Origin of the sequence: Sphingobium aquiterrae, assembly GCF_037154135.1 — a bacterium.
Lineage (GTDB): Bacteria > Pseudomonadota > Alphaproteobacteria > Sphingomonadales > Sphingomonadaceae > Sphingobium > Sphingobium aquiterrae.
On record NZ_JBANFL010000014.1, the window covers coordinates 16,427 to 30,615 of the forward strand.

The window sequence follows — 14,189 nt, forward strand, 5'->3', positions numbered from 1 at the left end:
GAAGCGCTGGAACGAGTCCCGTGCTCCGTTTCAAATTCTGCGTTCGGGTGCGCGAAAATCACGCTTCTGCCCTGCGGTCGCCTGAACCGCATAGCTATCGACCCCGGCGCGCGATCATAGCGACCGGACGAGCCGCACCGCAACCGCGGCCCATGGCGGATCGCTCATCACCTGCTGCCGGGCGCCGGGACCGGAGGGCAGGATATGGACCATGCCGTTCTCCCGCCCGATCAGCCGACCGAACAGGAAGCGGCCGCCCGGGCGCGGCACCAGGATGTCGCGATTGAGCGCGCCGGCCAACGCCTCGGCCGTGATCCGGTCGCACCAGATCTGGTCGCCCGCGCGATAATCCCCCACGCCGCCGCGCACCGCGATCGCGACCTGACCGGGCGCGGGCAGTGGCGGGGTGAAGCGCAGCGGCCTGCTTGGCGCATGCGCGCCTTCATGGTCGAGCAGGGCGGCGACGGGCAGCGCTTCCTGCCCCGGCATGTCGACCAGTTCCGCGGCGGTCACGTCCAGCGCGGCGGCGATCCGGTTCAGCCATTTGACCGATACGGTGCGGGTGCCGGTTTCCAGCCGCCCGATGGTCTGTGCCGTGGTCGGCGGCACGCAGCGCGCGCCCACCTGTTCCAGCGTCATCCCCTTTGCCTTGCGGACTTCCCTTATGCGGGTGATCATCGGTGGGCCTCGCAGTTTCACAACCAATATGGTTTGCGTTCTGTCCTACAGATTATCCTACATGGCAAGAGCGGGCAAAAGGAGATGCCATGCCCGCCACAAGAGACACCCATGCCGGAACGCGCCAGTCAGGGGGCGAAAGACGCGCGCCCGCCGGCCAGAGTGTGGAACGGCTGATCGAAGGACCGGACGGCGTTGCCCGCCGGTTGCAGGTCAATCTGGGCGAATCGCCGCTGTCCTGGCTGCATGCGCGGGGGAAGCTCAGCGACCGGCGCTATCGTGCGGGTGAGATGCTGCGGCGCGACTGGGAGCGTGCCGGCCTTGGCCCGCGCGTCACCATGTCGTGGAGCCCGGCGCCGTCCACGCCGGGGCGTCGGGGGGCGCCCGATGGCCGCGATCCGACATTGGCGGCGCTGTCGGCGCGGGAACGGTTCGATGGCGCGATGCGCGCGGCAGGGCCGGGGCTTGGCGACATCCTCTGGCGCGTCGCCTGTGCCGGGGAGGGGTTGGCGGCGGCCGAACGCGCCCTCGACTGGCCCACGCGGGCGGGAAAGCTGGTCCTGGCACTGGCGCTGGACCGGGTGGCGGATTTCTACCGGATCGGGTGAAAGCGGCGGAAAGGCCGATCCGTATTACCCCGCCAGCCCTTCGGCCTTTTCCGCCAGTTCCAGCCAGCGTTCTTCGGCCGCGTCCTTTTCCGCGCGGGCGGTGTCGATGGCCATGGTCAGTTCGGCAAAGCGCGCGGGGTTGGCGGTGTAGAGCGCGGAATCGGCCAGCGCCTCTTCATGCTTCGCGATCTGCGCCTCCAGCGCTTCGATGCGGGAGGGCAGCAGGTCGAGGTCGCGCTGGTCCTTGTAGCTGAGCTTGGCCGATGTCGGGCGCGGCGGGGCGGCGGAGGCTTCCGCTTTCTTCGCGGCCCTGGGCGCGTTGCGCGGCTTGCGCTTGGCTTCCCAGTCGGCATAGCCGCCCACGATCACGTCCACCGTGCCGCTGCCGTCCAGCCCCAGCGTCACGGTGACGGTGCGGTCCAGGAAGTCGCGGTCGTGGCTGACGATCAGCACCGTGCCGGCATAGTCGGCGATCACTTCCTGCAACAGGTCGAGCGTTTCCAGATCGAGGTCGTTGGTCGGCTCGTCCAGCACCAGCAGGTTCGATTCGCGGGCGAATTCGCGCGCGAACAGCAGGCGGGAACGTTCGCCGCCCGAGAGCGTGCCGACCTTGGCCTCGGCCAGCGAGGGATCGAACAGGAATTCCTTCAGATAGCCGTGGACATGCTTGCGCACGCCGCGCACGTCGATCCAGTCGCCGCCCTCGGCCAGCACATCGCGCACGCGCTTGTCGGGCTGCATCAGGCTGCGCTGCTGGTCGATGATGATGCTGTCCAGCGTCTTCGCCAGGGTCACGGTGCCGCTGTCGGGTTCGATCTCGCCGGTCAGCAGCTTGAGCAGGGTGGATTTGCCCGCGCCATTGCCGCCGACGATGCCGATGCGGTCGCCCCTCTGGATACGCAGCGAGAAGTCGTCGATGACCGTGCGCTGATTGTCTCCGGCGCCAAAACGCTTGGTCACATGCGCCGCGCTGATGACGCTCTTCGTCTTGCTGTCGTCGCTCGCCACGGCGATCTTGGCGGTGCCCTGCGGCCCGACCATCGCGGCACGCGCGGCGCGCATGTCGTACAGCTTGGCGAGGCGGCCCTGGTTGCGCTTGCGCCGGGCGGTGACGCCGCGCTCCAGCCAGTGCGCCTCGATCTTGAGCTTCGCGTCCAGCTTGTCGGCGGCGCGGGCCTCCTCGGCATAGACGGCTTCCATCCATGTTTCGAAGCCGCCGAAACCCACTTCGTTGCGGCGGATGGAGCCCCGGTCCAGCCACAAGGTCTGCCGGGTGAGCCGGGTCAGGAAGGTCCGGTCATGGCTGATGACGATGAACGCGCCATTATAGCGCGCCAGCCAGCTTTCCAGCCAGTCGATGGCCGAGATGTCGAGATGGTTGGTCGGTTCGTCCAGCAGCAGCAGGTCGGGCTGGCTCGCCAGCGCGCGGCAGATGGCGGCGCGACGCCGCTCGCCGCCGCTGGCCGTCGCCGCCTCGCGGGAAAGGTCGATGCCGAGCTGGTCGGCAATGGCTTCCACCTCATGCGCGGGGGGCGTGTTCTCGCCCGCCAGCGCGAAATCGCGCAAGGTCGCATAGGGGCGCACATCGGGGTCTTGCTCCAGCATGATGACCCGGCTGCCCGGCGTCACGCTGCGCGTGCCTTCGTCCGCTTCGACCTGGCCGGCCAGCAATTTCAGCAGCGTGGTCTTGCCCGCGCCGTTGCGGCCGATCAGCGCCAGCCTGTCCCGCTCCCCCACGAAGATGTTGAGGCCACGGAACAGCCAGCCGGTGCCCTGGTTGAGGCCGAGATTTTCGAAGGAGAGAATTGGTGCCGCCATGCTGGGGCAGCTAGGGCCTGTGGAGGCAATCGGCAAGATGCTTGCGCAATGCTGACGACATGGGTCAGGCACAATTCATCTCGTGAGGTGTTAAGAGGCCGCGACCAAAGGACGCGGAGCAGCGACCAATGGCGATATTATGGAGACATGAGAGAGATGACTTCTGCCACCCCCACCGCCCTGCCGACCGCCCTTGTCGCCTCGGCGCTGATGCTGTCGGCCGCCATGGCCTCCACCGCGCGGGCGCAGACCAGCGTCACCATCGCCGAAACCGCGCCGGTGGTGACGCTGAACGTGACCCGCAGCGTCGATCATGCGCCGGACATCGCGACCGTCGGCACCGGCGTCGAAACCCGCGCGCCGTCCGCCAGGCAGGCGATGGCGGACAATGCCGGCAAGGCGCAGGCGCTGATCGCCGCGCTCGCCAAGGCGGGCATCGCGAAGAAGGATATCCAGACCAGCGGCGTGCGCCTGTCCGCCCAATATGATTATGGCCAGCGCAACCCCGACGGATCGCAGACGCAGCCGCGCTTCCTGGGCTATGAGGCGTCGAACCAGCTGTCCGTCATCGTGCGCGATGTGCCGAAGGTCGGCGACGTTCTGGACGCCATGGTCGCGGCGGGCGCGACCAGCATCAACGGGCCGACCTTCGGCATCGACGATGTCGAGCCGCTGGTGGTGCAGGCCCGTGGCGAAGCGCTGAAGGCGGCGCAGGCGCAGGCCGATTATTATGCGAAACAGGCCGGTTTCCGTGCCGCGCGGCTGGTGTCGATCACCGACAATGGCGGATCGGGCGGCGCGCAGCCGGTGCCGATGATGGCGATGATGAAGGCCGACCGCGCCGCCGGCACGCCGATCGAGCCGGGGCAGGTCTCCGCCTCCGTCACGCTCACCGTGCAATATGCGCTGGAACGCTAAAGCAACGTGCGCAGAAGTGGGAATCGGCTTTGCGCAAAAAACGATGCGATAACAAGGGATGAGCGCGGGCGCCCTGCGTCGGATGTAACGCGGCGCGCTCCAGGGCCGATCGACATCCAGTCGATGCGGTGCGGGCGGCGATGCATCGGGTCGTCGTCGCCCGCGCTCCATTCACGGGCTGTTCAATGCCGTTGCGCTATGCCAAACCCATGTCGATGATCTTGAAATCCGCCTCCACGCTTGTTCTGGCGCTGGCCGCGATCGCCAGCCTGCATGCGCCCCCGGCCGATGCGCTTGGCCGCAAGGACGAGCAGGATGCCGCCCGGCGTGCGTTGCTCGACGGACAGGTCATGCCCTTTGCCATCATCAAGCGGCGCGTCGAATCCGAAATGGGCGACGCGACCTATCTAGGGTCGGAATTCATGCGCGAGAGCAACCGCTACCGTCTGAAATATGTTAAGGACGGCAAGGTTGTCTGGGTTGATGTGGACGGCCGCACAGGCGATATCACCGGCTGGGCGCGCTGAAGCGTGGCCGTGCTTTCTTTATTGGGGAATATGTTATGCGGCTGCTGATCGTCGAGGATGAACCCAGCCTGGGCCAGCAATTGAAGGCGACGCTGGAAGGCGCGGGTTATGCTGTCGACCTGGCGACCGATGGCGAGGACGGCCATTTCATGGGCGCGACCGAAAGCTATGACGCCGTGGTGCTGGACCTTGGCCTGCCGGAGATCGACGGCCTCACCGTGCTGGACCGCTGGCGCAAGGAAGGCCGGGGTTTCCCGGTGCTGGTGCTGACCGCGCGGGACAGCTGGTCCGACAAGGTCGCCGGGCTCGATGCGGGCGCGGACGATTATCTCGCCAAGCCGTTCCAGAGCGAGGAGCTGATCGCGCGGCTGCGCGCGCTCATCCGCCGCGCCTCGGGCAATGCGTCGAGCGAACTGATCGCGGGCGACGTGCGGCTCGACACCCGCTCGGGCAAGGTGACGCTGAAGGGCGAGCCGGTGAAGCTGACGGCGCAGGAATATAAGCTCCTGTCCTACCTGCTCCATCACAAGGGCAAGGTGGTCAGCCGCACCGAGTTGATCGAGCATATCTACGATCAGGATTTCGATCGCGATTCCAACACGATAGAAGTGTTTGTCACGCGTATCCGCAAAAAGCTGGGCGCGGACGTCATCACCACCATCCGCGGCCTTGGCTACAGCCTCGACGAGCCGGTTGCCTGATATCGGGCGGCGCAGCGCATCCCGCGCCGCGCCGCCGGCCGGAACCTGTTGATGGACCAGGCGCAGGACATGATCGACGTCCGGTCCACCGGATCGCTCGGCCGCCGCATGATCGGCATCGCCGCGCTGTGGATTTTCCTGTTGCTGGTGGGCGGCGGCGTGGCGCTGGACCGGGTGCTGTCGGACGCCGTGACCCGCAATTTCGACGACGGCATGAACTATGTGCTGACGGCGATGATCGCCTCGGCGGAAATCGGGCCGGACGGCGAGGTGCTGTTCAACCGCGAACCGGCCGACCAGCGCTTTCTGGAGCCCAATAGCGGCGCCTATTACCAGATCAGCGGCAAGGGGCATGAGGACTGGCGGTCCCGCTCGCTCTGGGACCGGGCGCTGAAGGTGGACCTGAGCCACGCCGACCGGGATTTCCACGTCTATGACAGCAAGCAGTTTCCCGGCGAAGACCTGCGCGTGCTGGAACGGACGGTCATCATCCCCGGATCGGATACGCGCTGGCTGTTCATCGTGGCGCAGGCGCGCGCCGGGCTGGATGCGCAGATCAAGACGCTGCGCTCGACGCTGATCAAGAGCTTTGCGTTGCTTGGCCTCGGCCTCATCATCATGACGGCGCTGCAGACCGGCTATGGTCTGATCCCGCTGCGCCGGGTGCGGCTGGAAATCCAGCGGATGCGGGCGGGCACCAAGAACCGCGTAACCGAGCCGATGCCCGCCGAAGTGCTGCCGATGGTGGAGGAACTGAACGCGCTGCTCGCCCATAATGAGCGGCAGGCGGAAGAAGCGCGGACCCATGCCGGCAACCTTGCCCATGCGCTCAAGACGCCGCTGACCGTCATCATGAACGCCGCCACCGCGCAGGCGCCCGACCTGAACGAAACGGTGATCCGCGAGGCTACGACCATGCGGCGGCAGGTCGACCATCACCTTGCCCGCGCCCGCGCCGTTGGCCGGCGCGGCTCGGCGCATAGTCGCGCGGAGGTGTGGGCCAGCCTGGAGGCGGTGGAGCGCGCCGTGGCGCGGCTCTATCCCGATGTCCGCATCGACATGGACGGGGTGAAGGATGCCAGCGTGCGGGTAGAGCGGCAGGATCTGGACGAACTACTGGGCAATCTGGTGGAGAATGCCGCGAAATATGGCGGCGGCAGCGTGTTCGCGACGGTGCAGCGGGCCGGGGACATGGTGGAAATCCTGGTCGAGGATGATGGCACGGGCATTCCCGAAGCCGACCGGGAGCGGATTTTCGACCGGGGCGTGCGGCTGGATTCGGGCAAGCCGGGCACTGGCCTTGGCCTTGCCATCGTGCGCGACGTAGCGGAAATCTATGGCGGCGCGGTCAGGCTTGAGGAAAGCGAGGATCTGGGCGGCCTGCTGGTGCGCCTGCGCTTGCCGACGGCGGAATAGGGCCTGGGGTCAGGCAAGGGAAAAGCCCCCGGGACCAGGTCCCGGAGGCTTTGCCTGATGGTGCGCGATCTTAATGAAAGCTGTTGGCGATCACGGCGCCGATGATGCCGCTGCCGATGGCGATCAGCACCGCGTCATTGCCCGAACGCACCCACTGGTGGCCGCGCGGCGGCGTGGACAGGCGATAGCTGCGGGGGTTCTTGATCACCGTGTAATGCGTCGCATAGCGGCGGTCGAAGCGCTGGCCCTTGGCCCAGCGGCGGCCATTGTCCTTGCGCACGCCATTATCCCTGCGAACGTCATTGCCCTTGCGAACGACGGTCTGCTTCTTGACGACATGGCCATTGGGGCCTTGCTTCACGGTCGTATGCACGACGCGCTCGGGCGCGCGGGCCTGGGCCTGGGCGGAAACCAGCGGCGTGGCGATCATCGTCGTCGCGGCCAGCGCCATCAGAAATTTCTTCATGTCTTTGCTCCTTGTCCTGTCTCGGCGCCCCTCTCGGCGTCGAACACAGAGATAGAGGTCTATTGTCGCGAACTTGTGTCGCGAACAGCGAAAAGATGTCAAAAAATGTAACAAAAACATCGGTTTGATGAACGGTTGTTCAGGTTACTCGTGGCGCAGCGCGTCGATCGGGTTGAGCGCCGCCGCCCGCCGCGCCGGGAAATAGCCGAAAACGACGCCGATCGCCGCCGAGAACAGGAAGGCGAGCAGATTCACCTTTACATCGAAGATGAAAGGCACCTTCATCAGCGGCGAGATGATGATCGACGCGATGAGCGCCAGCAGCAGGCCGATGAGGCCGCCCAGGCAGGAAAGCACGATCGCCTCCACCAGGAACTGCATCAGCACCTCGCGCGCGACCGCGCCGATGGCAAGGCGGATGCCGATTTCCCGCGTCCGCTCCGTCACCGACACCAGCATGATGTTCATGATGCCGATGCCGCCCACCAGCAGCGAGATCGCGGCCACCGCCGCCACGATCTGCGTCAGGATGGTGGTGGTGCCGGTCAGCGTGTCGCTGATCTGCTTGGTGTCGAACACGTTGAAATTGTCGGCGGTGCCCGGTTTGATCTTGCGCCGCTCGCGCATCATGTCTTCCAGCGTCGATTGCACGGCGCTGGTTTCATAGGCGTCGTCCACCGCGACCATGATGAGGCTGATGTCGCGATTGCCGGTGAAGCGGCGCTGCACGAACTTGATCGGCATCATCACGACATCGTCCTGATCCTGCCCGAAGCCGCCCTGGCCGCGTGTCGCGAGCAGGCCGATGACCTGGCAGGAGACGCCCTTGATGCGGAAACGCTTGCCGATGGGGTCCGCCTGCCGGAAGATATTGGTGCGCAGCGTCGATCCGATGATGCAGACGGGTTTCCCGGCGGCTTCCTCTTCCGGCATGAACAGCCGGCCGCTGTCGATCTTCCACTGCTGCGCCTCGAAATAGGCGGCGGTGGTGCCGTTGACGGTGGTGGACCAGTTATTGCCTTCATAGATCGCGGTGCCGCTGGTCTGGGCCAGCGGCGCGACGGCGCGCACGCCGGTGATCTGGTTGGCGATGGCGGTCACGTCCTCCGGCTTGAAGTCGGGTGGGCGCGGGCCGCCGCCGCCGCGGCCGAAGCCCTGGCCAGGGCGCAGCTGCAGGATGTTCGCGCCCAGCGAGGAGATCTGCTGGCGCACCGCCGCCGTGGCGCCATTGCCCAGCGTGACCATGGTGACGACCGCCGCCACGCCGATGATGATGCCCAGCGTCGTCAGGAAGGAGCGCAGCTTGTGCCGCATGATCGCCCGGAAGGCGAGGGTGATGGTGGTGCCCAGCATCAGCCCCGCGTCCCCGCTTCGATGCTTTCGACCAGGCCGTCGCGGAAATGCACGATGGTGCGGGCGAATGCGGCCATTTCCTGCTCATGCGTGACCATCAGCACGGTGATGCCGCTGTTGCGGTTGAGGTCCGTCAGCAGCTTCATGATCTCGATCGAGCGTTCCGTATCCAGATTGCCGGTCGGCTCGTCCGCCAGCAGCACGTCGGGCTGGGTGACGATGGCGCGGGCGATGGCGACGCGCTGCTGCTGACCGCCGGAAAGCTCCGCCGGCGTATGATCCCACCAGGGTTTCAGGCCGACCTTGTCCAGGGCCGCCATGCCCAATTCATTGCGCGCGCGCTTGTCCTCGCCGCGATAGAGCAGCGGCAGCTCGACATTCTCCAGCGCGGTGGTGCGCGACAGCAGGTTGAAGCCCTGGAACACGAAGCCCAGATAGCGCCGCCGCAACAGCGCGCGCTGGTCCCGGTCCAGCGTCTCGACATGGCGGCCCTTGAACAGGAAGGTGCCGCCGCTGGGCACATCCAGGCAGCCCAGGATGTTCATCGTGGTCGACTTGCCGGAGCCCGATGGCCCCATGACCGCCACGAAATCGCCCTGCGCGATGTCGAGGTCTATGCCCTTCAGCGCCTGGAACGCCGTCGGGCCCTCGCCATAGACCTTGGTCACGCCGCGCATGCTGATGATCGGCTGGTCGGCCATCGCGATCAGCCGGCAACGACGCGCTGCGCCCGCAGCGGATCGGGAAGCTGCCGGGAGAGGGGAAGGGCGGCCGCCATGGCCGGCCCAGCGACGGACAGCCTCCGTTCCTCCAGCGCGACCCGCGGCGGATGTTCGCGGCGATCATGCGGCGGACGTTTCGCGGGGGTGGCGGCGGCGCTGTTGCCGCCGGCCTTCCTGTCCTGGCCGCTGCCATTTGCGGTCGCGTCGGGCTCTTCGGGCGCGGTCTGCCCGGCGGCAAGCTGGCCGGTGATGACCTTCATCCCTTCCTTCAACGCGCCGCCGGCGACGGCCGTGCGGGTGCCGTCACTGTCGCCGATGGTGATCTGCACCGGCTGCGGCTTGCCATCGTCGCCCAGCACATAGACCGTCTGGCTGCTGCCCGCGCCGAAGCTGACGGACTGCACCGCGCTGTTGCCACGCCGGGGGCGGGGCATGAGGGAACTGGTGATGCCGCCGCCGCTGCTCGCCGTGCTGGGCTTGAACCGCAGCGCGGCATTGGGAATGAGCACGACGTCATGCAGTTTCTTCGTCACGATGTCCGCCGTCGCGGTCATGCCCGGACGCAGCGTTTCATCGGCATTGTTGACGGAAAGCACGGCCGTATAGGCGACGACGGTGTTGGTACTGCTGGTCGTGCTGGACGTCGAGGAGGATGACGAGGAGGAAGAGGACGACGCGTTCGACCCCACATTGACGCGGGTGATGCGGGCGGGGAATTCCCGGCCGGGGAAGGCGTCGACGCTGAAGGAGGCTTCCTGGCCGTTTTTCACCTGGCCGACATCCGCCTCGTCCACGGAAACCTCGACCTCCATCTGCGTCAGGTCTTCGGCGATCGTGAACAGCACCGGCGCGTTGAACGACGCGGCCACCGTCTGGCCCGGCTCGATATCGCGGGAGAGGACGACGCCCGTCACCGGCGAGACGATCTGGGCGATGGAAAGATTGGTCTGCGCGGTCGAAAGCTGCGCCTGCGAGACCTGCACCTGCGCCTTGGCCGATTCGAGCGCGGCCTGTGCCTGGCGATAGGTGGCGCGCGCCGAATCCAGCTCGGTCTTGGCGGGCACGCGGCCGCCCGAAAGGCGATAGACGGTCTCCTGCCGGTCCAGCGTCGCCTTTGCGAGCGCGACCTGCGCTTCGGCCTGCGCCACGCCGGCGTTGGCGGCGGCGACCTGCGACTGGTTCTGGTTGACGGAATCGACCAGGCGCCGGGTATCCAGTTCGGCGAGCTTCTGCCCCTTTACCACCCGGTCGTTCACATCGACATAGATGGCGGTGATCTTGCCCGACTGTTCGGAGCCGACATCCACCTGGTTGATGGGCTTGAGGTTGCCGGTGGCGGATACGGTGACGGTCAGGTCGCCCGTGCGCACCGTGCGGGTTGCGTAGCTCGGGCCGTCGTCGCCGCCAAAGCAGCGGGACAGCAGGAACAGCAGCACCAGCAGCACAAAGCCGATGACGCCCCATTCCACCCATTTGCGCCACGGCTTGTTGGGATGGACGCCCAGAAAGTCGTCCAGATCATGCTGGGTTGCCGGTGGCGGGCTCGTCTCTTCGGTCATTTCGGCGTCTCGTCCATGTTCTGCCATCCACCGCCCAGTGCCCCATAGAGCTGGGCGACGGCCAGGACTTCGTCGGATTGCGCGCCAGCCAGGCTGTTGCGCGCGGAAAGCAGGGTCTGCTCGGCGGTGAGCAGGTTCTGGAAATCGGTGAGGCCGGCGCGATACTGGGCGCGGACCAGGATGGCGGCATTGTTGGCCGCATCCTCTGCGACGGTGAATTGCGCCTTGCGGATGCGCGCGGCGGACAGCGCGTTCATGGCGTTCTCGATATCCTCGATCGCGGTCAGCACGCTGCTCTTGTAGGCGGCAAAGGCGCCGTCCGCGGCGGCGCGCTGCGACCGCAGCTGGGATCGGCGCGCGCCGCCATCGAAGATCGTCTGGGCAAGGCTGGCGAAGATGCCGCCGGTCACGATGTCGGTCAGGCTGCGGAAGGCGGTGGCGCTGGTGCCGATATTGCCGCTGATACCGAGCGCGGGGTAGAGCGCGGCCTTGGCCACGCCGATCCGCGCCGTCGCGGCGGCAAGGCTGCGTTCGGCCGAGCGGACATCGGGGCGCTGGCGCAGCGTGTCGGCGGGAATGCCGGACGCAATGGCATAGGGCGCCGTCGGGATCGCCTGAGGCGTTTCCAGCGCGCCGGTGGCCTCGCCCGGCGCCTCGCCGGTCAGCACGGCGATGCGGTTGAGCGCGGCCTTGGCGCTGTTTTCGAAGGTCGGGATGGTGGCGGTGGTCTGCGCCAGCTGCTGGCGCGCCTGTTCATTGTCCAGCGACGAGACGAGGCCCGCCTTCAGCCGCCATCCGGCGATGTCGGCATTGTCCTGCTGATAGGACAGCTGCTCGCGGGCGATGCGCAGCTGCTCCTGCGCCAGACGCGCCTGGATATAATTGGAGACCAGTTCGCCGATCATCGCCACGCGCACGGCGGCCAGGTCATAGCCGCTGCCGGCATAATCGGCCCGCGCCGCCTCCGAAGACCGGGCAAGGCCGCCGAACACGTCCGCCTGCCAGCTGGCATCCGCGCCGACCGAATAGCTGCTGGACCAGCTATTGTCCGACGTGCCGATGACATTGCCGTTGCTGTCGAGCTGGACGCCACTGGTGCCGCTGCGATAGTTGCGGCCGGCGCTGCCCGTGGCGCTGACCTGCGGCAGCCGGTCGGCATTGGCCTGCACCAGCGCTTCGCGCGCCTGGCGCAGCCGGGCCGTGGCCTGGGCGATGTCGAGATTGTTGGCGAGCGCCTTTGCGATCAGCCCGTCGAGCGCAGAGTCGCCGAACTGCTTCCACCATGTCGCCAGCTCCTCGGCGCCCGCGGCCGTCTCGCTGCCGGCATTCTCGCTCCCGGAACTATAGCGTGCGGGCACCCCCAGGGACTCGGGCGCGGGCGGGCGATAATCGGGGCCGGCGGCGCACCCCGAAAGGGTGCTGGCCGACAGAATGCAGGTCGACAGGGCGATCGCAAGGCCTGAGATCGGGGCGATCCGGTAACGCACAGATGTCCTTTACATGGCTGCCACGGGATGAGGCAAATGGCGAAAATGCGCACGCTGCGCTTGCACGCGATAGCAGCGCTCTTTAGTTCCTGCCCAATTCGCGGCGGGGGCTCAATGCCATTTATGTCGCAAAATGTAACTCTGCCCCGTAACAATGGCCAAAAACGGGGCTTTTGCAAGGATTAGGGGTCGATGCGGGCATTCATCTTTCCAGGGCAGGGCAGCCAGTCGGTCGGCATGGGCAAGGCACTTGCCGATGCCAGCCCGGTGGCGAAGGCGGTGTTTCAGGAAGTGGATGACGCTTTGTCGCAGCATCTGTTCCGCATCATGGTGGAAGGCCCGGAAGCGGACCTGACGCTGACCGCAAATGCGCAGCCGGCGATCATGGCCAATGCCATCGCGACATTGCGGGTGCTGGAGCGGGAAGGCGGCATCAGCATCGCGCAGAAGGGGGATTTCGTCGCCGGCCATTCGCTGGGCGAATATAGCGCCCTGTGCGCGGTGGGCGGCTTTTCGCTCCCCACGACGGCGCGGCTGCTCAAGCTGCGCGGCCAGGCGATGCAGGCCGCCGTGCCGGTGGGCGAGGGCGCGATGGCGGCGCTGCTGGGCGCGGACATCGAAAAGGCGACTGCGCTGGCCGCAGCCGCGGCCGAAGGCGAGGTCTGCACCGTCGCCAATGACAATGATCCGGGCCAGGTCGTGATCTCCGGCCATCGCGGCGCGGTGGAGCGCGCGGTCGCCATGGTGAAGGATCACGGCATCAAGCGCGGCGTGCTGCTGCCCGTATCCGCGCCCTTCCACTGCCCGCTGATGCAGCCTGCCGCCGACGCGATGGCGGCCGCGCTGGCCGAGGCTGAACTGTCCACGCCGCTGCTGCCGGTCTACGCCAATGTGCTGGCCGCGCCGATCGCCGCGCCGGACGAGATTCGCGCGCGGCTGGTGGAGCAGGTGACGGGCCGGGTCCGCTGGCGCGAATCGATCGCGGCCATGTGGGATGCGGGCGTCACCGATTTCGTCGAGCTGGGCGGCAAGGTCGTCGGCCCGATGGTGAAGCGCATCGCGCCCGACGCCACCGTGACCAGCGTCATGACGATGGACGATATCGAGGCGGTTTTGAAAGCGCTCTGACCATGGCCGATCTGCTGAAGCTCTCCCGTGACGGCGCCATCCTGACGGTGGCGCTGAACCTGCCGGAAAAGCGCAACCCCATTTCCGATCCGGACATGGTGGATGCGCTGTGCGCGGCGTTCGGGCAGGCGGATCGCGACATCGGCGTCCGCGTCGTGATCCTGACGGGGGCGGGCAGCGCCTTTTCCTCGGGCGGGGACGTCAAGACGATGAAGCCAGGCCTGGGGCCGCTCAACGCTCCGGCGGCGGTGCAGACCCGGCGCAACTATAAATATGGCATCCAGCGCCTGCCGCTGATGTTCCAGGCGCTCGAAGTGCCGGTCGTGGCGGCCATCAACGGGCCGGCGATCGGGGCGGGCTGCGACCTTGCCTGCATGTGCGACGTGCGGATCGCCGCGCAATCGGCGAAATTCGCCGAGAGCTTCGTGAAGCTCGGGATCATTCCGGGCGATGGCGGCGCATGGCTGCTGCCGCGCATCGTCGGTTTCTCGAAAGCGACCGAACTGGCGCTGACCGGCGAGACGATCGACGCGGACGAGGCCCTGCGCATCGGCCTTGTCTCCAGCGTCGTGCCGGACGACGCGCTGATGGACGCCGCGCGCGCCGTGGCGCAGAAGATCGCCGCCAATCCCCCGCACGCCACCCGCATGACCAAGCGGCTGCTGCGCGAATCGCAGACCGGCACCTTGGCCCAGACGCTGGAGATGTCGGCCGCGATGCAGGCGCTGGCGCATGGGACGGCGGACAATGCCGAGGCCATCGACGCCTTTATCGAGCGCCGCCCGCCGGCGTTCAGGGGCGACTGAAT

General features: G+C 67.0%; 14 protein-coding genes. 7 read left to right on the top strand and 7 right to left on the bottom strand.

The features are described from left to right. Positions 1-114 precede the first annotated feature (114 nt). Positions 115-678: a helix-turn-helix domain-containing protein gene (locus WFP78_RS15300; RefSeq protein WP_336964080.1), complete on the bottom strand. Its 564-nt coding sequence runs from the start codon at positions 676-678 to the stop codon at positions 115-117. A gap of 89 nt (positions 679-767) precedes the next feature. Between WFP78_RS15300 and WFP78_RS15305 the strand changes: the two genes are divergently transcribed. Next, complete coding sequence (locus WFP78_RS15305) at positions 768-1,286, top strand: DUF6456 domain-containing protein (protein WP_336964083.1); 519 nt, start codon at positions 768-770, stop codon at positions 1,284-1,286. Between the two features lie 24 nt (positions 1,287-1,310). Here WFP78_RS15305 and WFP78_RS15310 read toward each other — a convergent pair whose 3' ends face one another. After that, positions 1,311-3,104 (bottom strand): ABC-F family ATP-binding cassette domain-containing protein, encoded by a 1,794-nt coding sequence (locus WFP78_RS15310; protein WP_336964085.1) that lies wholly within the window; start codon positions 3,102-3,104, stop codon positions 1,311-1,313. Positions 3,105-3,260: 156 nt separating this feature from the next. On the opposite strand from WFP78_RS15310, the gene WFP78_RS15315 reads away from it, so the two are divergent. The 4 genes from WFP78_RS15315 to WFP78_RS15330 all read left to right on the top strand — a co-directional run bounded on the left by WFP78_RS15315 (position 3,261) and on the right by WFP78_RS15330 (position 6,666). Beyond that, positions 3,261-4,022: an SIMPL domain-containing protein gene (locus tag WFP78_RS15315; RefSeq protein WP_419722978.1), complete on the top strand. Its 762-nt coding sequence runs from the start codon at positions 3,261-3,263 to the stop codon at positions 4,020-4,022. A gap of 185 nt (positions 4,023-4,207) precedes the next feature. Then, complete coding sequence (locus tag WFP78_RS15320; RefSeq protein WP_336964088.1) at positions 4,208-4,549, top strand: hypothetical protein; 342 nt, start codon at positions 4,208-4,210, stop codon at positions 4,547-4,549. Positions 4,550-4,584: 35 nt separating this feature from the next. Further along, positions 4,585-5,250 carry a response regulator transcription factor gene (locus WFP78_RS15325; protein WP_336964091.1) on the top strand — a complete coding sequence of 222 codons (666 nt, stop codon included), beginning with the start codon at positions 4,585-4,587 and terminating at the stop codon, positions 5,248-5,250. Between the two features lie 108 nt (positions 5,251-5,358). Further along, positions 5,359-6,666 carry a sensor histidine kinase gene (locus WFP78_RS15330; RefSeq protein WP_336964412.1) on the top strand — a complete coding sequence of 436 codons (1,308 nt, stop codon included), beginning with the start codon at positions 5,359-5,361 and terminating at the stop codon, positions 6,664-6,666. A 70-nt stretch (positions 6,667-6,736) separates the two neighbouring features. On the opposite strand, the gene WFP78_RS15335 is transcribed toward WFP78_RS15330, so the two are convergent. The 5 genes from WFP78_RS15335 to WFP78_RS15355 all read right to left on the bottom strand — a co-directional run bounded on the left by WFP78_RS15335 (position 6,737) and on the right by WFP78_RS15355 (position 12,253). After that, a complete protein-coding gene (locus tag WFP78_RS15335) occupies positions 6,737-7,132 on the bottom strand; it encodes an RcnB family protein (protein WP_336964094.1) in 396 nt (131 codons plus the stop codon). Positions 7,133-7,276: 144 nt separating this feature from the next. Beyond that, positions 7,277-8,485 carry an ABC transporter permease gene (locus tag WFP78_RS15340; RefSeq protein WP_336964097.1) on the bottom strand — a complete coding sequence of 403 codons (1,209 nt, stop codon included), beginning with the start codon at positions 8,483-8,485 and terminating at the stop codon, positions 7,277-7,279. After that, entirely contained in the window at positions 8,485-9,186 is a 702-nt protein-coding gene (locus WFP78_RS15345; RefSeq protein ID WP_336964100.1) for an ABC transporter ATP-binding protein, read from the bottom strand. The genes WFP78_RS15340 and WFP78_RS15345 overlap by 1 nt, the downstream gene beginning before the upstream one ends. Positions 9,187-9,191: 5 nt before the next feature. Next, complete coding sequence (locus WFP78_RS15350; protein WP_336964103.1) at positions 9,192-10,766, bottom strand: efflux RND transporter periplasmic adaptor subunit; 1,575 nt, start codon at positions 10,764-10,766, stop codon at positions 9,192-9,194. Next, positions 10,763-12,253, bottom strand: a complete 1,491-nt coding sequence (locus WFP78_RS15355) for an efflux transporter outer membrane subunit (RefSeq protein WP_336964106.1) — start codon at positions 12,251-12,253, stop codon at positions 10,763-10,765. Before WFP78_RS15355 ends, WFP78_RS15350 begins: the two co-directional genes overlap by 4 nt. A 192-nt stretch (positions 12,254-12,445) precedes the next feature. On the opposite strand from WFP78_RS15355, the gene fabD reads away from it, so the two are divergent. Together fabD and WFP78_RS15365 are read left to right on the top strand one after the other, a co-directional pair. Beyond that, positions 12,446-13,381: an ACP S-malonyltransferase gene (gene fabD, locus WFP78_RS15360; protein WP_336964109.1), complete on the top strand. Its 936-nt coding sequence runs from the start codon at positions 12,446-12,448 to the stop codon at positions 13,379-13,381. A 2-nt stretch (positions 13,382-13,383) separates the two neighbouring features. Beyond that, positions 13,384-14,187 (top strand): crotonase/enoyl-CoA hydratase family protein, encoded by an 804-nt coding sequence (locus tag WFP78_RS15365; RefSeq protein ID WP_336964111.1) that lies wholly within the window; start codon positions 13,384-13,386, stop codon positions 14,185-14,187. Positions 14,188-14,189 lie beyond the last annotated feature (2 nt).